At 52.9% G+C, this 18,520-nt stretch carries 19 protein-coding genes; 4 read left to right on the top strand and 15 right to left on the bottom strand.

What is annotated here, in order from left to right:
• Window positions 1–117 precede the first annotated feature (117 nt).
• The 3 genes from ABKW30_RS07345 to ABKW30_RS07335 form a co-directional block, all read right to left on the bottom strand.
• A complete protein-coding gene (locus tag ABKW30_RS07345) occupies window positions 118–357 on the bottom strand; it encodes a DUF982 domain-containing protein (RefSeq protein WP_348597928.1) in 240 nt (79 codons plus the stop codon).
• A gap of 205 nt (window positions 358–562) precedes the next feature.
• On the bottom strand, window positions 563–1,387 hold the full coding sequence (locus tag ABKW30_RS07340; RefSeq protein WP_348597926.1) for a penicillin-binding transpeptidase domain-containing protein: 825 nt from the start codon (window positions 1,385–1,387) through the stop codon (window positions 563–565).
• A gap of 1,177 nt (window positions 1,388–2,564) precedes the next feature.
• Window positions 2,565–3,218: a hypothetical protein gene (locus tag ABKW30_RS07335; RefSeq protein WP_348597924.1), complete on the bottom strand. Its 654-nt coding sequence runs from the start codon at window positions 3,216–3,218 to the stop codon at window positions 2,565–2,567.
• Between the two features lie 198 nt (window positions 3,219–3,416).
• Here ABKW30_RS07335 and ABKW30_RS07330 point away from each other — a divergent pair, with 198 nt between their 5' ends.
• Window positions 3,417–4,466, top strand: a complete 1,050-nt coding sequence (locus tag ABKW30_RS07330) for a porin (protein ID WP_348597922.1) — start codon at window positions 3,417–3,419, stop codon at window positions 4,464–4,466.
• A gap of 316 nt (window positions 4,467–4,782) precedes the next feature.
• Here ABKW30_RS07330 and ABKW30_RS07325 read toward each other — a convergent pair whose 3' ends face one another.
• Both ABKW30_RS07325 and ABKW30_RS07320 read right to left on the bottom strand, forming a co-directional pair.
• Window positions 4,783–4,944 carry a hypothetical protein gene (locus ABKW30_RS07325; protein ID WP_348597921.1) on the bottom strand — a complete coding sequence of 54 codons (162 nt, stop codon included), beginning with the start codon at window positions 4,942–4,944 and terminating at the stop codon, window positions 4,783–4,785.
• A 209-nt stretch (window positions 4,945–5,153) separates the two neighbouring features.
• Window positions 5,154–6,038, bottom strand: a complete 885-nt coding sequence (locus ABKW30_RS07320; RefSeq protein ID WP_348597919.1) for a LysR substrate-binding domain-containing protein — start codon at window positions 6,036–6,038, stop codon at window positions 5,154–5,156.
• 121 nt (window positions 6,039–6,159) lie between these two features.
• Between ABKW30_RS07320 and ABKW30_RS07315 the strand changes: the two genes are divergently transcribed.
• Window positions 6,160–6,864, top strand: a complete 705-nt coding sequence (locus tag ABKW30_RS07315; RefSeq protein ID WP_348597918.1) for an SDR family oxidoreductase — start codon at window positions 6,160–6,162, stop codon at window positions 6,862–6,864.
• A 69-nt stretch (window positions 6,865–6,933) separates the two neighbouring features.
• On the opposite strand, the gene fhuB is transcribed toward ABKW30_RS07315, so the two are convergent.
• From fhuB to ABKW30_RS07300, 3 genes are all read right to left on the bottom strand, one after another.
• The gene (fhuB, locus tag ABKW30_RS07310; protein ID WP_348597916.1) at window positions 6,934–8,901 is read right to left on the bottom strand and encodes a Fe(3+)-hydroxamate ABC transporter permease FhuB; all 1,968 of its coding nucleotides are present in this window, start codon (window positions 8,899–8,901) and stop codon (window positions 6,934–6,936) included.
• Entirely contained in the window at window positions 8,898–9,728 is an 831-nt protein-coding gene (locus tag ABKW30_RS07305; RefSeq protein ID WP_348597914.1) for an ABC transporter substrate-binding protein, read from the bottom strand. Before ABKW30_RS07305 ends, fhuB begins: the two co-directional genes overlap by 4 nt.
• A gap of 71 nt (window positions 9,729–9,799) precedes the next feature.
• Window positions 9,800–11,878, bottom strand: a complete 2,079-nt coding sequence (locus ABKW30_RS07300; protein WP_348598975.1) for a TonB-dependent siderophore receptor — start codon at window positions 11,876–11,878, stop codon at window positions 9,800–9,802.
• Between the two features lie 257 nt (window positions 11,879–12,135).
• Between ABKW30_RS07300 and ABKW30_RS07295 the strand changes: the two genes are divergently transcribed.
• The gene (locus ABKW30_RS07295; protein ID WP_348597912.1) at window positions 12,136–13,053 is read left to right on the top strand and encodes a LysR substrate-binding domain-containing protein; all 918 of its coding nucleotides are present in this window, start codon (window positions 12,136–12,138) and stop codon (window positions 13,051–13,053) included.
• 325 nt (window positions 13,054–13,378) lie between these two features.
• On the opposite strand, the gene ABKW30_RS07290 is transcribed toward ABKW30_RS07295, so the two are convergent.
• The 3 genes from ABKW30_RS07290 to ABKW30_RS07280 form a co-directional block, all read right to left on the bottom strand.
• Window positions 13,379–13,528, bottom strand: coding sequence for a hypothetical protein (locus ABKW30_RS07290; RefSeq protein WP_348597911.1), 150 nt, complete (start codon window positions 13,526–13,528; stop codon window positions 13,379–13,381).
• A 216-nt stretch (window positions 13,529–13,744) separates the two neighbouring features.
• Window positions 13,745–14,041 (bottom strand): DUF982 domain-containing protein, encoded by a 297-nt coding sequence (locus ABKW30_RS07285; RefSeq protein WP_348597908.1) that lies wholly within the window; start codon window positions 14,039–14,041, stop codon window positions 13,745–13,747.
• A 54-nt stretch (window positions 14,042–14,095) separates the two neighbouring features.
• Window positions 14,096–14,572: an Hsp20 family protein gene (locus tag ABKW30_RS07280; RefSeq protein ID WP_348597905.1), complete on the bottom strand. Its 477-nt coding sequence runs from the start codon at window positions 14,570–14,572 to the stop codon at window positions 14,096–14,098.
• A 256-nt stretch (window positions 14,573–14,828) separates the two neighbouring features.
• On the opposite strand from ABKW30_RS07280, the gene ABKW30_RS07275 reads away from it, so the two are divergent.
• Window positions 14,829–14,966 carry a hypothetical protein gene (locus ABKW30_RS07275; protein WP_348597903.1) on the top strand — a complete coding sequence of 46 codons (138 nt, stop codon included), beginning with the start codon at window positions 14,829–14,831 and terminating at the stop codon, window positions 14,964–14,966.
• Window positions 14,967–15,413: 447 nt separating this feature from the next.
• Here the strand turns inward: ABKW30_RS07275 and ABKW30_RS07270 are convergent, their stop codons facing one another.
• From ABKW30_RS07270 to ABKW30_RS07255, 4 genes are all read right to left on the bottom strand, one after another.
• Window positions 15,414–15,539, bottom strand: coding sequence for a hypothetical protein (locus tag ABKW30_RS07270; RefSeq protein WP_348597901.1), 126 nt, complete (start codon window positions 15,537–15,539; stop codon window positions 15,414–15,416).
• A 172-nt stretch (window positions 15,540–15,711) separates the two neighbouring features.
• Window positions 15,712–16,764, bottom strand: coding sequence for a sn-glycerol-3-phosphate ABC transporter ATP-binding protein UgpC (gene ugpC, locus ABKW30_RS07265; protein WP_348597899.1), 1,053 nt, complete (start codon window positions 16,762–16,764; stop codon window positions 15,712–15,714).
• A 17-nt stretch (window positions 16,765–16,781) separates the two neighbouring features.
• Window positions 16,782–17,624: a carbohydrate ABC transporter permease gene (locus ABKW30_RS07260; RefSeq protein WP_348597897.1), complete on the bottom strand. Its 843-nt coding sequence runs from the start codon at window positions 17,622–17,624 to the stop codon at window positions 16,782–16,784.
• On the bottom strand, window positions 17,614–18,519 hold the full coding sequence (locus ABKW30_RS07255) for a sugar ABC transporter permease (RefSeq protein ID WP_348597896.1): 906 nt from the start codon (window positions 18,517–18,519) through the stop codon (window positions 17,614–17,616). Before ABKW30_RS07255 ends, ABKW30_RS07260 begins: the two co-directional genes overlap by 11 nt.
• Between the last annotated feature and the right edge of the window lies 1 nt (window position 18,520).

Below are 18,520 nucleotides of genomic sequence, written 5' to 3'. Positions count from 1 at the left end.
TTGCCATACAAGTATTCTCTGTCCGGGAGGCATTGCTGCCACGGGTCGCGCTCTGTTCGCTGCAGTCTATCTAACGAAAAAAAGTAATCGCCGACATCGCGAGACACCGAGAATTATTTATGTTGTGTCAATCAATATGCGGGCCTCTCTCGCAGCGGCTATGAAAAAATCCCGCGCTATCCGATCATCGATTTTACCGGCAAGAGCGTCGAGACAGGCCTGCCGCGCTGACGATATCGCATCGCCCGGCACTATTGGCCAGTCGTAGAGAATGAATTCTGCTGCTTCTTCTATGGTGGATATGACTGTTGGTTTGTTCGTATGCGAATTGAGTACCGTTACCGATGCGAATGCCATTACAATTCCGAAATCATGCTCGTCTTGCAATAGCTTATGCGAGAACGCGTGACTCAAAGGTGATCAGAACGTGACCGATATCACCGGCCCGAACTGGCTGCCCGCCGATTACGTTCTATTCGCTCCAGTCTGTCTGATAGCTGTGTATTAAAGCCCGGCATCGCGAGACACCGGGGCTGATTTATGACTGATGGACTATCGGCAACTAGATTGAATCAATCGCTGCAAGGCATCTTTCGGCGAGTTTGGCACGGTCACTGACATGCCGCTTTTCCAGAATGTCGACATTGAGTGCAAATATCGTCATTGCACTGCCGGTTTCCGCGTATCCTGTCAGCCAACCCACCGTGGCATTCTCTATTCCTCTCCTGTCGTCGACACCGACAAGTCCGCTCTTGGCACGAATAATGCTGCTCCCAACTTTTATGACAGGAAGAATGTCCAGTGTTAAATCCTGGCTGCGCCTGGATACAGGTAATGTGCCTTGATGCAGCCGCTCCAGAAAATCAATCTGCTGCAATGGGCTGATGCGAAGATCACCTGACAACCAGAAATGATCGATGCCGCCGTTTGTATTCTGATTCCCGTACTGAAGCGCATCCAGATTTTTCTGCATCCGCTCGTGTCCGATGTTGTGTGCTATCTGCTGGTAAACTGGCACAGCGGAAGCTGCAATTGCCGAGCGCAGAGTATGATCCTGATTCCAGTCCTCAAAGCCGCGTCTAATACCATCCCACTTGAAAACATCCTTGTCGGGATCGGATACGACGCCTGTTTCAATAGCTATTATCGAATGAGGGATCTTGTAGGTGGAGGCAGGGAGGATTGCCTCACGCACCCGGGTGTTGTCATTGACAATAAGCTTGCCGTTACGAAGTGCAGCAAACGAGCCAACCGTTCCAATTTCACGGAAAAGATCATTGAAACCTGTAAACGTATCTGCCGGCGGTGTTTTTTCTGCCGAAGCGGGATTGATCGGCAATAAACTGCATGATGCCAGAAGAGCCAGGGCATTGCGTCGATTTATCAAAGTTGTCTCCATAAACAGGGTAACGCGACCCCTTCATAGGTCACGCTTGTGTCGGCCATTACCGGCGTTAATCACACCCTTGACTGCGTAGACATGTGAATTTCCCCTACGGTCATTCGAGTGCAACATGAATCTATCGAAGAGCTGATAGCCGCACAAACAACGATATTTTTCAGGAGCCATAAATTATTCTAGGGTATTATTGATTTTCTTGCCGACGCCGCATTTCTGCGGATAGTTTCATAGTAGTTTCCTTTGAAAAGTGATACTCGAAGGCAGGCTGAGATTGTATCCAGCCAGGGTCACTGACGCTTTGCCCCTCCAAGTGCTCTGCGTCAGGTGTGCCGCTGATTCACAAAGGGCGTTCTTTAGTGGGTCCCGAGCTCAAGCCTTATCTGTCGCGTGTCTGGCCGTATTTGTTGAGCGTGGTAGTTCTGAAGTTTCCATGGGACGGACGTGTTCTGAAGGCATGAATATGGTTTCCGCGTAAGCACCGGCACCGGGCATCGGAACCCTATGCGTCAAACTGAGTTATACGATTGCTGATCGGGATTAATCAGCAGAGGCTCGACGCTGTAGCCAGAGCTCACCTCTGATGTCGAGCCTCACCCTTGGTTCAGTCGTCTTTAGAGGCTGACCTTCCCTATCAATCAGCAACAAGTCTGCTGCGTAGCGTATTGGCAGGCTGGTTTTGGAGGCTCGGGGATAGCTGTCGCAGAAAGCAGGTGGAACAAGGCCTCGACCTTACACTCCAGCTAAACACATTGAACTATGTTGGCTGACTTGAAGGTTTTCTGCGTTTGGATTTAACTGGTCTATGCCACCCCCTCTACCAGATGGCACAATCCCGGCGCTGATTTAAACAGCCCTTATTGGCGCCGGGATTTCTTTTCTGTGGAGCGGCGCGCGAAGCGCATGACAGTGACTGCGGCTATTGATGAACTTTTAAACCGTTATTGAACCAATTGTTCGTATTAGCAGTACCGCATGTTAAACGGGATCACTTGGTATGGACCCTGAACATAAACCTTATTTGTCCCGGATTTGGCCTTACTTGCTGAGCGTCGTTATTCTGGCCACGATTTCAATAATCCTTGGGCGCTCTTGCTCCGAGCAGCATGAACCGGGTTACCGAGTGAGCACTTACGTGGATTAGCGGTGCACGAAGTGCAGGAGATTATTCTTGCGGGATCGTATAGCCATTAAGCAGCCAGACCTTATTGCCTGCGATCAAAGACTGCTCTTGAGAAAAAAACTCGTCTCTTGACTTTAAATAGTCGTCCAACTGCTCGAAGCGGTTAATTTGTCCATGGGTATATGGTGTGTGCTGCATGCGGACAGTTCGCAATAATTCTGCCGCTTCAGGATCGGCATTGAACATTCTGTATATCTCGAATGCAGATTTCGGTTCTTTATTCCTATCCAATCGCTTCCACGCATTCACAAACCTGTTGATCAAGGTGAGATGAATGCGGGGCAATCTATGCGTGCTGCTGGGCGACACTTCCTCCAGAAGCGCTTCTGTTGCAGAAAGAATTTCCGAGTGTCTCTCTGTATCCGGCGCCACGACGCTACCGTTAACAACGATTGCACCAAGATTGATGGCAACTGTAAACTGCAAAGGCCCATCAAACTGAATGAAAAGATTTGCTGTTTCGGCAATGGAATGAGCCATCACCATCAGCCCGCAGCGATTCTCTGCCGGGTCGGGCAACCGTCCCTTGAAGCGAGTGGCCTTTGCTACCGCCACTGTGAATTTGCGAATTGCATCTATGTCTTTCTCTGCGGATATTGCTTTTACAATCCATTTTTTCTGCGCAGAAGCAGGCATTTCATTTACCTTTCATTAACAAATTCAATGGGTTGTATTAACAAATCACTAAATATGGCGGTTTTCGTGATAAAATGGCAACACCAAGGCAGCAAGCGACCTTTGTGTATTACTTGGTGATTGCTGTCCTGGACATTTTTGGATTAAACAGAGTTGGTCCACAAGACATTACGACGAAACTTTGACTGGAGGTCAAAAATGAACATTAAGAGCCTACTTCTCGGCTCCGCTGCAGCCCTCGTTGCAGTATCCGGCGCACGCGCTGCAGACGCAGTTGTTGTTGCAGAACCAGAACCAGTTGAATACGTTCGCGTTTGCGACACATACGGCGCTGGCTTCTTCTACATCCCAGGCACCGAAACCTGCCTGAAGATCAGCGGTTACATGCGTTATGACGCACATGCCGGTGATGATGCTTACACCGGTTTTGATCGCGACACATACTTCAAGCGTTCGCGTTTCTCGCTCCGCGTCGATGCACGTAACGAAACAGAACTCGGCACATTGCGTTCATACGCTGAGCTGCGCTTCAACTTCGATGACGGCAGCAATGCAGACGAAGTACAGCTGAACAACGGCTATATCGAACTCGGCGGCTTCCGTGTTGGTGCGACTGACTCGCAGTTCACTGCATATCTCGGCTACCTCGGCGACATCATCTCCGATGACGTGATCAACCCAGGCGGTTATGTAACCAACCAGGCTAGCTACACATTTGCTGGCGGCAATGGTTTCTCCGCTACGATTGGTGTTGAACAGGGTAACGATGGCTACCAGATCGACGACTACATGCCACATGTTGTTGCCGGTGCTAAGTTCGAACAGGCTTGGGGTTCAATCGGCGGTGTTGCCGGTTATGACTCCGTGTCTGAAGAATGGGCTGGTAAGATCCGCGTAGACGTTAAGTTCACAGACACTGTATCCGCATGGATCCAGGGCGGCTACAAGTCCGATGGCAACAGATATGACGAAAACTACTTCGGTCGTTGGGATGGTGACTACGCAATCTGGGGTGGCGTTGCTGCCAAGATTTCCGAAAAGGCAACCTTCAACATCCAAGGTGCTTATGAAGAAGACGGCACATTCGCAGCTGCTGCAAACGTAGCTTACGAACTGGTTCCTGGCTTCGTAATCACACCGGAAATCAACTACACCAAGTTTGATGGCCGTCGTGAAGATCTCGCACGTGCGATTAGCGGCAATGACGATGCATTCGAAGGCATCATCCGCTTCCAGCGTAACTTCTAATCCTTTACTGGATTTGGGTTGAAAGATCAGAGGGCTTCGGTCCTCTGATTTTTTTTGACATTTGGGATATTTCGCGTATTTATTTAGCGTGTCTTGGATGCGTAGAAGGACTGCGCATCTATTTGTGATGAGATCTCCAGTCACATCACCCTGACAAAAACGGTGGGCCTAACAGTCCACCGTTTTTTATTGCGCAGCAGCATCAGTAAAGAACTGTTGATCTGCTCATCAGTAAACCCAAGAGCTACGAAGCGTTGCTGGAGCGTTTCATCGGTGCGCAGGAAACATGCCGCTGTCTGCACAGGCGGCTTTTGCGTCATCCTGAGTGGCATCTGCCCTTCAACCTGTTCGAGCAGGCGGTATCGATAAGCTGCAAGCGGAACTGGCGGCGCGTGACATGCTCCGGAATGAGTGCAGCAGCCTTCATTTCCTTCGTGGTAACTGCGGCCGGCTCAATCTTCCACATCGGCAATCTCATGCACTTCCTCATCTCAGCCCCCGAAGGTTCCCGTCTGTCTGTCGTGTGATGCAACAACCAAAGGGGGGTAGCCCATGCGGGAGAATTTTCGGCTACAGACCCAACACGTGCAAAATTGCCTGGCCGTGAGCCAATGTCGTTGAGTATGGTCCTTGCTCAATGACGCTTGTGTCACTTTTACAGCGCGCTGAGCCCTTCAGCACTGCGCATCAAACTTGTGTTTCGCTCATAATCCAGACGCGAACCGCATCAAGCGCGTCCGACTTCCGATATCTTGGCCACACGAGATAGAAGTCGGACGGCCCGTGCAGCGAGCCATCGAGCGCGCGTACAAGACGGCCTTCAACTATGTCACGAGAGACAAAATCACGATTGGCAAGAACGATGCCCTGCCCGGCGATTGCTGCCTCGATCGCATGCGATGTCTGGTTGAAGCTGATACCCTTGAATGTCGACTGTTCACGGCGGCCAAACTGCTGTTCGACAAACTCCGGCCAGAAATTGTGAGCGTCGTGGAGGAGCATATAGCTGGCGAGCTGCTCGGCAGTCCGTGGAGCACCCAACTCTGAAAGCAGATGGGGGCTGCAGACGGCGACGATTTCCTGCTCGAACAGCAACTGATGGGCCAGCCCCGACCCGAACGGGGGCCGCCCGTATCTAACCGCCAGGTCGACACCATAGATCTGGAAGTTTGATATGCGGTCTGTTGCCAGAATGTGCAGATCAAGCCCGGGATACCGAGCCGTAAAGTCCGGCAACCTCGGGATCAGCCATTTCGAGGCAAAGGTCGGCGTCGTGCTGATTGTCAATTTTACCGGCTGAGGTCGAAGCTCTGTCGTCGCCTGGGAGATGATTTCAAAAGCCCGCCTGATATCGGCGATGTAACTTCTGCCTTCGCCCGTCAGCATCAGCGTTCGTGGCAGGCGTTCGAACAATGCGACACCGAGTTCAGCTTCCAGCCCCCGGATTTGTTGTGCCACCGCGCCCTGAGTTACGCCGATTTCTTCTGCCGCAAGCCGGAAGTTGAGGTGACGTGCTGTCACTTCGAAAACTTTAAGGCCGTTAAGCGGTGGAAGTTTTCCTAAAGGGTCCATAGTCGATAGTTTTTCTACTGGAAAATGTCAGGAGAACTCTCTCGTTCTCGCTTCAGACGGACGGTATATTATCGTTGGTTGCCCGGCAATAGATCGACAAATGCGTGAAGAGGAATGAGGAATGTCTGTAGAAAAAGTTGCAATCGTCACGGCAGGTGGCAGCGGAATGGGCGCGGCAGCTGCCAGGCGCCTTGCTGACGACGGCTTTAAAGTCGCAATTCTGTCGTCATCGGGCAAAGGAGAAGCTCTTGCCGGGGAACTGGGCGGGATTGGTGTTACCGGCTCAAACCAGTCTAACGATGACCTCAGGCATCTGGTTGATGCAACGATGGAAAGGTGGGGGCGCATTGATGTACTGGTCAATAGTGCCGGACACGGACCACGTGCTCCGATTGTCGAGATAACCGATGAACAGTGGCATACTGGCCTCGATGTTTATCTGATGAACGTCATCCGCCCCGTGCGTCTGGTCACGCCAGTCATGCAGGCACAGAAGTCGGGCGCCATCGTCAATATTTCCACAGCGTGGGCCTTCGAACCGTCGTCCATGTTCCCGACATCGGCAGTATTCCGGGCTGGCCTTGCGTCCTACTCGAAGATTTACGCCGATACCTATGCAGCAGACGGTATCCGCATCAACAATGTATTGCCCGGCTGGATCGACAGCCTCCCCGCCACAGACGAACGCCGCGACAGCGTCCCGATGGGACGCTACGGCACCAGCGAAGAAGTCGCCGCGACGATTTCCTTCCTCGTCTCGAACGGTGCGGGCTACATTACCGGCCAGAATCTCAGGGTAGATGGCGGCATTACCCGGGGGATATAATCGCTGATAAATGTGCGGATACCAGAGTGGTTGAATCTCGCCGGGCTGTTGCGATATCGATGTTAATCTCTAGCGGTTTCGTCCTATCAGCCACACGAGATAAGGCGCGCCGAAAAGTGCAGCAAAAAGCCCAAGCGGCAATTCATACGGGAACGTAACTGTACGCGCGCCGAGGTCTGCAAGCGCCATCAGGATCGCGCCGATGAGAAATGAGGCAAGTATCTGGTCTTTTGCCCGGGTGAATCCTGCGCGGGATGCGATGTGCGGCGCAACGAGACCAACGAAACTCAGCGGGCCAACCAGCAAAGATGCGGCACCGATAGCAATGCCTGACATGAGGATCATAATGATGCGAACCGGGCGTATGGGAAGACCAAGGGCAAGCGGTGTCGCGTGACCAAGCGGGAGGATCGTCAGCCACCGCCCGAAGCTGAGACTGACGATCAGCGCTGTTATCGCAAGGACCACCAAAAAAATCGCAGATTGAGGTGTCGCGGTGGCAGTTGACCCGGCAATCCATGCGAGAATTTGCCATGATCGCTGATCGCCTACTGCGAGAAGCGCGGCAAGAATTGAGGAGCCGAACGAACTCACCGCAATACCTGCCAACAGCAACTGTTCCGGAGGCAGATGCTTTCGGTTGGAGAATGCCAGTACAATGACAATGGCCAGCATTGCACCGAGACCGGCTCCCGCGAACATGATCGTCAATCCTGCTGCGGGGAAAATTGTGATAGTCGCAGCATAACCAATGCCAGTCCCACCGCTGACGCCGATTACCTCCGGACTTGCCATTGGATTACCCGTCAGCCTTTGCAGGATAGTTCCCGAAAGAGCCAGCATGCTCCCCGCCCCGGCTGCTGCCAGTAATCGCGGCCAACGGAACTGCACAAGCTGCTCGATATCTGATCCGCCCATAATCGACCACCCGTCAGTCGCTTTCCCAAGAGCAATCGAGAGACAGGCAATGATCATTAAAGTCGTGATCAAAGTAACGAACTGGCGCGATGAGCTTCGACTTGCAGATGCGGCAGAGTTTTCGGGGGTGATCCGGTTGGGATGAACTTTTTGCAAAAGCCACAGAAGCAGGGGCCCGCCAATCAATGCTGTCACTGCACCGGTTGGGAAACTCTCGTTCGTTGTTGTTGAGATAAACTGAACAAGGCCATCGCAAAACCACAGAAGCAATCCACCGGCCAGGGGCGCAGAAAAAATGATAGCGGATGGTTTTCTGACACCAAGCGCACGCACGAAAGCGGGCGCTGCCAGACCTATGAAGCTTATAAGACCAACATTTGCAGAAACGATCCCGGTAAGGACAACCGCCAGGATCGCAACACAGAAGCGCGTTCCTTTCAATGACATTCCGAGCGAGCGTGCATTGGAATCGCCCAGTTTGAAAAGAACAAGCGGCCGGACAAGCAGACGCGCGAGAATTAAACCGGATATGAGCGCTATTGCCAGTGTGCGGGCGACCGACCAGTTCTGCTGGCTCAACGATCCGCCATTCCAGATGACGAGCGACATAAGGTACTCGCCCTGCGACAGGGTAAGAGCAGCCGAAATTGCACTGGCCGTAATGCCGACCAGCATTCCCGAAATGATCATTGTGACGGGATCAAAAGATCGGCGCCAGCCGAGGGCGAATACAATCACTGCCGCCATGCCTGCTCCGGCAAGCGCTACAAGCGCACGATAGCCGTCTACACCTGCAGGATAGAACAAAGTACACGTCACGATGGCAAGCTGTGCGCCTGCCGATATGCCAAGAGTCGACGGATCGGCGATCGGATTACGAAGCAATTGCTGGAGCAACGCACCAACGAGGCCAAGCGTCGCTCCGGCCAGAATGGCAACCGACGCCCGTGGGAAAATACCAAAATACAGAATGACCTGATCCATTGTGAATTGATCGGGAGCAGTAAACGGCATTGGCCAGTTGCTGATCGGCAAACGAAGAAGTGCCGCATGAAGAAGGAAGCCACCTGAGACAAACAGGCAAAGCGCAGGTAACGACCATATGATTCTGGTCTTCAAAGCATTTTGCCTTCCGAAAGAAACGCATCAGATACCAGCCGGGCAAAGCGCAAACCGGCGGTTATACCTCCGTAAGGATTGATATTGCCGAGCATTGTCACCCGGTTTTGTCTGACCGGTGCGAGCGCATTCCAGATCATGCTGTCGGCCAGTCCCGTTCTGGCCTCTATGGGAACTTCCGAGATGACAACGATGCGGGCATTGTCGTGCGCGGCCAGATGCTCTATCGGAACCGGTGCGGAAAATGTGTAACGCGATCGCCCTTCCCACGCATTGGGCAAACCAAGACGCGAAAATACATCGCCAAACATACTATCGCTGCCAAATATACGCACATGCCGGGCATCGCCGATATTGACGAGATATGTCGGGCGCTCGGCATAGGCTCGCAGTTCATTACCCAGATGCGTTAAATTTGCCTCGGTTTGCGCAAGTATGATGGCAGCTTGTCTTTGTCTACCCAGACGTTCTCCCAACGCTTCGACTGCTGCCAATGCCTTGATGAACGGCGGCTCACCTCGAATATAAAATGGCAATGACAAAATCGGTGCCACTGCTGCAAGTCGATGCTCATGACGGGCATAAAATGGTGAACTTAAGATAAGGTCGGGCTTCAGAGTATAGAGAAGCTCAAGATTGGGCGTACCGCGAAGACCAAGATCGACCACAGTGGAGGGTAGCTCCGGCTCCACGACATCTTTTCTGAACTGAATGAGTTCGGTCGCTGCAACAGGTGTGATGCCAAGCGCCATCAGCGTTTCCAGCATGGCCCAGTCTATCGCCACGATTCTGGAAGGTTCCGATGCCGACGAGGCCGTTGCAAACATTGACGCAGCGGCTCCAACAAGAACGCTGCGCCGACTCAACAAATGAGACAAGAACGGATTTTGCATCGCGATTACCAAGAGCGGGTCAGCTTACCCATGATCGTTCGTCCTTCGCCGTAATAACAACCAAATGTTCCACAAGTTGAAACGTAATTCTTATCGGCAAGATTGCGCACGTTGAGGGATGCCTTGTAACCATTTTTCTCATAACCAAGTGCCGCATCGACAAGAGCTACGCTATCGAGATCAAACGTATTGGTCGCGTTTCCATAGCGCTGACCAATGTATCGAACGCCACCACCCAGGCTCAGACCAGCGAGAACAGAGTTTTCCTGAAACTTGTAGTTGAGCCAGAGGCTTGCCGAATGCTCCGGCAGATTGTCAGGACGATTACCGTCATTTGGACCTTCGACAATCTGGGCATCCATATAGGTGTAGGCGGCCCTCACATCGACGCCTTGCGCGAGACTTGCCACGGCCTCAAGTTCCAATCCCTTGACCCGGACTTCGCCGATCTGTGCGCTCACCGGATTGCCATCGACTACGACAGTCGTCAGAACGTTCTTCTGACGCAAATCGTAGAGCGCTGCAGTAAAAAAGCCATTCCAGTTTTCCGGCTGATATTTGACACCGACCTCAATCTGCTCGCCGGTCGTCGGTTCAAGCACACCTCCCGTTGCCGGGACCGGCACGGGCTCGAACGATGTTGCATAGCTGATATAAGGAGCAATGCCATTGTCGAAGACATAGGCCAGTCCTGCCCGGCCGGTCATTTTTTCATCGTCGCTGTCGAGAGAACGCGTCACACCGGAGCCATCGGTGGAACCACCCCTTGTACTTGCCCAGTCTTGCCGTAACCCCAGCGTTGCCCGCCAATTATCCAGCACCAGTTCGTCCTGGATATAGACGCCGACCTGCGTGAGTCTGGAATCGACTTTCGCATATAGTGTTCTTGGCCCCAGCGCGATCGGGCCACCGTAGACCGGATCGAATGCGTCGAGTGTGGGAGCCGCCCAGAACTCGGTCGTCACATCATTATCGAAGTAACGGTAATCAAGTCCCATCAAGACCGTATGTTCGAGCTTGCCGGTGGTAAATTCAGCTTGCAGGTTGTTGTCGACATTGAAGGTATTGAGAAGTTCGTCCTGAAAGGTAGCGTTGCGCCGAATTGTACGCCCATCCGGAGCGAGGCCCGCCGTTGCCATGCCGAGTGCCTGATATTCCCAGTCGAAATTTGAGTAGCGGGCATTCTGCCGGAACGTCCATGTATCATCAATACGGTGTTCAAACTCGTAACCCAGGTTTGTCAAAGTGCGGTCAGAATCGTCAAAGCTCTTGTCGCCGACAAAAAAATCACGCGCAAGCCGGTTGCCGGCCGAATTCAGCGTCAACTCATTTGGCAGAGCCGAAGGCGTGCTTGGATTGTCATGCTGAACGCTTGTCAGGATCGTAAGCCTGGTGTCCTTGTCCGGCTGCCACGTCAATGCCGGCGCGATAAAATACCGGTCATTGTCAAGGGAATCGGTTTGTTCACCGGCGTTGCGGACAAGTCCTGTCAAGCGATAGGCGAAGTCTGAATCCCGGGCGACCGGACCACCGAAATCGAATGTCCCCTGATAATAATCATGCGTTCCAAACTGACCGCCCACCTCGGCAAATTTCTCGAAGACCGGCCGTTTGCTGATCATATTGATAAGGCCGCCCGGATTTCCCTGCCCGAACATAACCGAAGCTGGACCACGCAACACCTCGACCCGCTCCAGTCCATAGACTTCCACGGCGGGAGCACCCGCAGTTCGCATCATTTTGAGGCCGTTAAGATACTGCACCTGCCGTCCATCAAAGCCCCGGATATTGGGAGAATCGAACCGCGGGTCCGGACCGAACGGCTCACCAGAAACGCCTGCAGTATAGCCCAGCACTTCTCCCAGGGTCTGGGCATTCTTCGCCTCGATCTGGTCCTTGGTAATTACGGAAACCGACTGGGGTGTTTCAAGCAACGGCTTGCCGGTTTTTGTCGCGCTTGAACTGGTTTTGGCAACGTAACCACGAACCGGCGCTTTGGGGTCCTCGCCTCTTGAGCCATCGATGATGATCGGATCAAGTTTGATTTCCCCGCCCTCCTGGGCATGGACTGGATGAGCCGCGATGATCGCCACGACAGCAGCACTGGCGAAGGGTACATATTTATAACGACGATGTCCGTACAATTCCGTTTATCCCCGACTGGATGCTGCCTGCAGCACCACTGCCAATAAAACTATACTATTTTTGTCATCTTTATATCCTTCTTGCCGATTGATCCAATAAGTTGGAGCTTTATTTTTAGAAGTTTTAATTATAATAACGATCCTACTCATCGCTTAAGTATATGAATTGAAACCTGTGCGAATGATCGGGATACTCAATGCCAAGAAGCACCGGCCGCACCATGGGTTTCGAGCTACGGCATCTCCGGTACTTTTCCGCCCTGGTTGAGGAGCATAATTTTGAGCGGGCTGCCGCTCGACTGGGAATAGCGCAGCCCGGACTGAGCCAACAAATCCTCAACCTTGAAAATATCCTCGGGACCGCACTTCTTGATCGCCGCCGTCGCTCCGTCCAATTGACTCCGGCGGGTCAGCTTTTTTTTGAAGAAGCGAGGAAAATACTCGGGCAAGCCGATGTTGCACTGGCGGCGATAAAAAGGGCTGGTCGAGGAGAAACCGGCAGAATATCCGTGGGTTACGTCGCTTCTGCCGCCTATTCCGGATTCTTTACGGAGTCGATTTCCAAATTTCGGGCAGTCTATCCCGAAGTGGAGTTGCAACTCGTTGAAATGGAAATGCAAAAGCAACTCGGGCAGATAGCAGAGGGCGGACTCGATTTTGGTTATATACGCCCGCCTGCCCCCCTCCCTGTCGGGGTGAGATCGGAACGCGTTCTTTGTGAAAACCTGTTTGCAGCGCTACCGAGTACCCATGCGCTGGCATTTAAATCGGCCATAGACTTGATCGCACTTTCCGAAAGCACCTTTATCACCGCCCGTCAGCCACCTGACGTTGGCTTCCACAACAATACGATCAAAGCGTGCCGAGAAGCTGGATTCGCGCCGAAGATCAACGCCGCAGGATCAGATTTTACAACAATTCTCAGCATGGTTGCCGTTGGACTGGGAGTTGCTCTTGTGCCCAAATCGCTGGAGTGTCTTCAACTGCCGGGCGTCAACTACATCAAGATCCTGAATAATCGGATCACGTCTGATCTTGCCGTTGCCTATCGGGCGGCAGAGCGCGTTCCGGCCGTTCGGGCCTTCATAGCGCAACATAGGCAGACGCCGGCGTGAATGATGGTATGAGGAAGTCCGCGCCTTCCTCGACGGCCCAGCCAATCCGTTCCTCGAACATTGCCCGCACTGCCTCGTGGGTCTTTTTTCATTGGCTTCATAAGCGTTGGTATTGCAGATATTGCCGGCCATCAGGCTACCATTGCGGTCCGCCACATCCCTGGCGATGTGCAGCATACTGCGATTGATATCCTCAAGAATCTCCTCGCGGCCAATGACCTTCAGCTTCTGCCGGTGCGCATAATAGGTGAAGGCTTCGACGACATCGCTGCCTGCTTGAACAAAATCCTCATGCAGGCGCGCGTCACTGCTTCGGGGTGTTCGATCACGACTTCGTGGACAAATGACCAGCCTGCAGATAACCGCGCCTTTCAAGCTCGAAAAGATAGCCCTCTGCGCAAATGACACCCTCCGCACCCAGCCTTTCCAGAAGGCCGCGTTCGGATTTTCCGATCTCTTGTGTCGTGCTTGTCATGGTTTTCTCCTCGCCTTGCGGGCACCATACGTTGGCAGCAGAAAGAAAACTGGCCCTTATCTGCAGGATGAAACTGCCGCGAAGGAAATGAAAAGGGCTGAACAATTGAAGAGCACGCGGTTCGCGAACGGAACCAGCCAGACAATCATCCTCCTCTTGGCCGCCACCGCGATCAGTCGAGTCTATATTCCCAAGGCTGGTTTCCGGGCTCCGAATTTATACAACGTAGAGGCTTCTTCCACCACGACGGTATTCAATCGCCGGGCTAAGCTCTGGCGTAAGCAAGTCATGCTTCTTTGCGAATGCTACAAACAGTCCTCGGGCGGTTTCAGTTTCGATTGCCTCTGTCAGCACACCCTTGCAAGCATTTAACGCAAGGGTGTGGGATGTATCCCGGTTGTGAACCGGCCAGTCGTTCAACAACTTGTATGCTTCCATCACAGACCGGATGTTCGCCGGCAGGCCCAACCCAACGAGGACGAAAACCGGCGTTTTGAAAAAATTCTCCTTCATTGCAGTTGATCCCCTATGAAAAGGGAAGGCGCCTGTAGCGCCCTCCCGGTTTATTCAGGCAGCTTTTTGACTTTTGGCTTGGGTCAAGTCCTTCGATCCTGAGGTGACTTTCTCCAGGCCAATGGAAATCTTGCGTGGTTTCATGGCCTCTGGAACCTCCCGGATCAGTTCAACAGAAAGCAGACCGTTCTCAAGCCCTGCCCCAGTCACACGCACGTGATCGGCGAGCTCGAACCTATGTTCGAAAGGACGCCCCGCGATGCCTTGATGAAGGTACTCAAACGGTTCTGACTCTTCCTTCTTCCCGCTGATCGTGAGGAGATTGGATTGATATGTCAGATCCAGGTCTTCCTCGGCGAAGCCTGCCACAGCGACGGTGATTCTATACGTGTCTTCACCAGTCTTTGCGATGTCATATGGCGGCCAGTCGCTTATCGACCTTGCACGCTGAGCGTTCTCCAGGAGATTGAAAACCCGGTCAAATCCAACACTGGACCGGAACAGTGGAGCGAAATTTGAATTTGCTGTCATTGCCATATCCTCCTTGAAGCAACATGACGCCGAGACGCCGAAGCTGACGCCTCCAGCGATATCGATCCTATGTTAGCGATCGACGCAAAATGATTTAGTTTTGCCCATATTGAGTTCAAGAAGTGTCGCCAAAAAAATCTTTTGGGAAAGGACGTATGCCCATTGGCGCTTCACGCAATAGCTTGTTGTGGCAGAATTCATTGATCAAAGGAACAAGAAGGCACATTTGCTGTTACATTGTCGGAGGTGCGCCATCATGACAAAGAAAATTACATTGACGGTTGTTATCGTGGCTATAGTCGGCCTCGTCGTGGCAGCAGTTGTTGCGATCAATTGGCGAAATAATGGCACATGGCAACAACCTTCGCCTCACGCATTGGATCAGACGAATTAGCTGTCGAGAATGTGGCAGCCTTTGGGAGAAATAACAGTGGCTACAAACAAGCCCAAATTTCCGGACGGTATAGACATCGGTGGCTACAAAATACTTTCACTTCCTGAAACAGGGGGCTTTGCAGCTTGTGACAATGACGGGCAACCTTTGAGCCCAACTTTTTCCACGAAAAAGGAAGCCATTATCTGGACTATCGAGAATCCCCGAACCCAATAAGAAAACGCTGCCCCATCCCGAAGGACAGAGCGGTGCTGAGGACTGGAAAGCAAGCAAGGGCAAGAGGCGGCGCAGGGCTTTATCCCAGGACTGATTCCTATCAAAGAACACTGGTAGTTCTGACAGTAGCCAGCCGCTACAAGCTGTTTATATGAGAGTGCGGGGAGGTAACGATCCCCATGGCACAAGGATGTACCGAGGCGAACTGGTGAAGTATCTGTTGATAGAAGCCTACAATCTGCCATGCCCTGCTCTCCTGAAGGAGGCGCCGCAGGCATAGACCCGCTGAGCAGTGCCCACATGGTAGCGCCCGGGATCGTCTTTATGATTTGAATAGCCGCCCTCGTGGACGAGCACAGCAGCCACCGCAGCGGGGAACTTCGCTTTCCTGATGTTTTCCTTGATGGTGGGAACTGAATAAACTGCCGCGGATTAATGCCGGGCTGGCATGGGTAGATACGTGTCAGCAGAGGTCCTGATGCCGCTTTTTCCAGATTTGCCCCTCTGCGGTATCAGGCCCAGGAGCGCCTTAGTCCAGTCTTGCTCCATCCTGTGCGGAAAACAGATGAATGGACCGGGTATGGAAACCTATTTCAACGCCGGAGCCTGCCATCAAAGACAAGCGCTCACGAAAAAGGCCGGTTATGGATGCCTCACCAAGTTGAACCGTAATCTGGGTTTCGTGCCCCATTGGTTCCACAAGCAGAACTTGCGCAGCAAGTCCCTTGTCCTTGACGAGAAGATGTTCAGGTCTAATTCCGATCGTCACATCCTTGCCCACGTACTTTTGTGCCCTGTCAGGCAGCGGTATTGTGACGCCTGAAGCAACCAGACCATCCGCCTGAACTTTGCCCGATACGAAATTCATTGAAGGAGAACCGATGAAGCCTGCCACGAACTTGTTGGCCGGATGATCGTATAACTCCAACGGCGTGCCGGACTGCTCGATCTTTCCTCCATTCAGGACCACAATCTTGTCGGCCATTGTCATTGCCTCGACCTGATCATGGGTGACGTAAATCATGGTTGTCTTGAGCTTGTCATGCAAAGCCTTGATCTCGCCGCGCATGACGACACGCAGTTTCGCATCAAGATTCGAAAGAGGTTCGTCGAAGAGGAATACCTGCGGGCTGCGCACGATGGCTCTTCCCATGGCCACACGCTGACGTTGGCCACCGGAAAGCTGACGCGGATAGCGATCCAGCAAAGGTGTCAGGCCGAGTATACCGGCTGCCCAATTGACCCGCTCGGCTATCCCGGACTTGCTGGCACCTCGATGCTCCAGCGAGAAACCCATATTCGTCGCAACAGTCATGTGCGGGTAAAGCGCATAGTTCTGGAAGACCATCGCAATATCCCTGTCCTTGGGATCAAGGTTGTTGACGACGCGCCGACCGATGGAGATCTCGCCTGACGAGATCGTTTCGAGGCCCGCCACCATCCGCAGAAGAGTTGATTTCCCGCAACCGGAGGGGCCAACCAGAACGACAAACTGACCATCCTCTATGTCAAGATCGACGCCATGGATCACATCGACATTGCCATATGACTTGCGGATGTTCGTGAGGGTAACTTCAGCCATGAGATATGTATCCGTTTTCAGCCCTTGAGGCCGGTATGCGCCAGGCCTTCGACGAAGTGCTTTTGCGCTATGATGAAAACAATGAGAACCGGAAGCGCAGTCAGCGTTGCTGCTGCCAGCTGGATGTTCCACATAGGCCCGCCATAGGCGTCGGTGAACTGCGTCAGCGCCTGTGGCAGCGTGAACCTGTCGGCACTGGACAGGAATACGATGGGTTCCAGATAGAGATTCCAGCTGTGCAGGAATGTGAATATGGCAACTGACGCAAGTGCCGGCCGGGCCAGAGGCAAAGCGATCTTCGTGAAAATCCTGAAGCGGCTCAGGCCATCCACCCGTGCGGCCTCTTCCAGCTCGGCAGGAAGCGATATGAAGAACTGGCGCATTACAAAAGTTGCAAACACGCTGGGCGCACCAAATATCGGCACCAGAATCAGAGGCCAGTGCGTATTGACCATGCCGAGCTTCAGAAACAGTTGAAACAGGGGCACGATGGTCACCTCCGAGGGTATCAGCAGACCCAGAAGGACAACCATGAAAATGGCATTGGAAAAAGGAAACCGGATACGGGCGAACGCATAGCCGGCCATCGAAGATATGCCCATGGTGCCGACAGTTACGATCGCGGCAATATAGGCCGAGTTCCAGTATTGCTTTGCGAATGGCTGGAGAGCAAAGACCTGACCATAGGTGGTGAAGTCCCATGATCGGGGTATCAGCTGCGGCGGAAAAGCAAAGATTTCGCTCACAGGTTTGAATGATGAAGTCACCATCCACCATGTCGGAAAGACAAAGGGGATGAGAAGAACGCACATCGTTCCATAGATCATTGTTCTGGCGCGTGGGGACAACTCAGTTTTCATAGAAAACGATCCTTTTGCGCAGTTGCCATTGGGCAAAGGTGAGGAGTGCCACGATCACGAAAAGCAGGATCGATAAAGTCGAGCCGTAACCGAAGAAGTGGAACTGGAATGCCTGCTGATAGAGGTAATAAACCAGGACTGTCGTCGAGACACCGGGGCCGCCTTGTGTGAGCACAGCGATCTGCGCAAATACCTGCAAGGAACCCACGATCGTTATGATCGAGGTCAGCAGGATCGTCGGGCTGATCATTGGCAGGGTAATACGCCGGAACTGCTTGAAGGGTGATGCGCCATCAATACGGGCGGCTTCATATAGCTCGTTGGGCACACCCTGCAATGCGGCAAGGAACAGGATCATGTTGAGCCCGACATTCTTGAAGACCTGAACCACAATCACCGAAACCATTGCAGTTGCAGGCTCCCGCAACCAGTTGGGGCCCTCTATTCCTATCGCCAGCAGCATGCCGTTGATGCCGCCATTCTTCTGCAGCAGAAATCCCCAGACGATGGTCCAGGCCACCAGTGACACAACGACAGGTGAAAAGAACAAGGTCCGGAACACTGCAATGCCCCTGAGCTTCTGGTTCAAAAGCACCGCCAGCAGGAGTGCGAGGCTCATGTTGAGCACGACAAGCCCGAACGAGAAAAGCGCTGTTGCACCCAGAACAGCAGGCAGCGAGGAGTCCTCAAGCAGCATCCGGTAGTTCTGCGCGCCCGTATAGGTAAAGGTGTTTGCCAGTACATTCCACTCATGCAGCGAATACCAGAACACGAGACAAAGCGGTAAAAGCACAAACAGCACAATGCCGACCAGTTGAGGCGCGATGAACAGGTAGCCAGCCGCACTGTCGCGGCGGGCTATAGTCCAGAATTGCGATTTATGCTCCGCCGTCATA

It is taken from the genome of Phyllobacterium sp. SB3, from assembly GCF_040009165.1.
Classification (GTDB): Bacteria; Pseudomonadota; Alphaproteobacteria; order Rhizobiales; family Rhizobiaceae; genus Phyllobacterium.
This window is presented reverse-complemented; position numbering and strand designations above follow the sequence as displayed.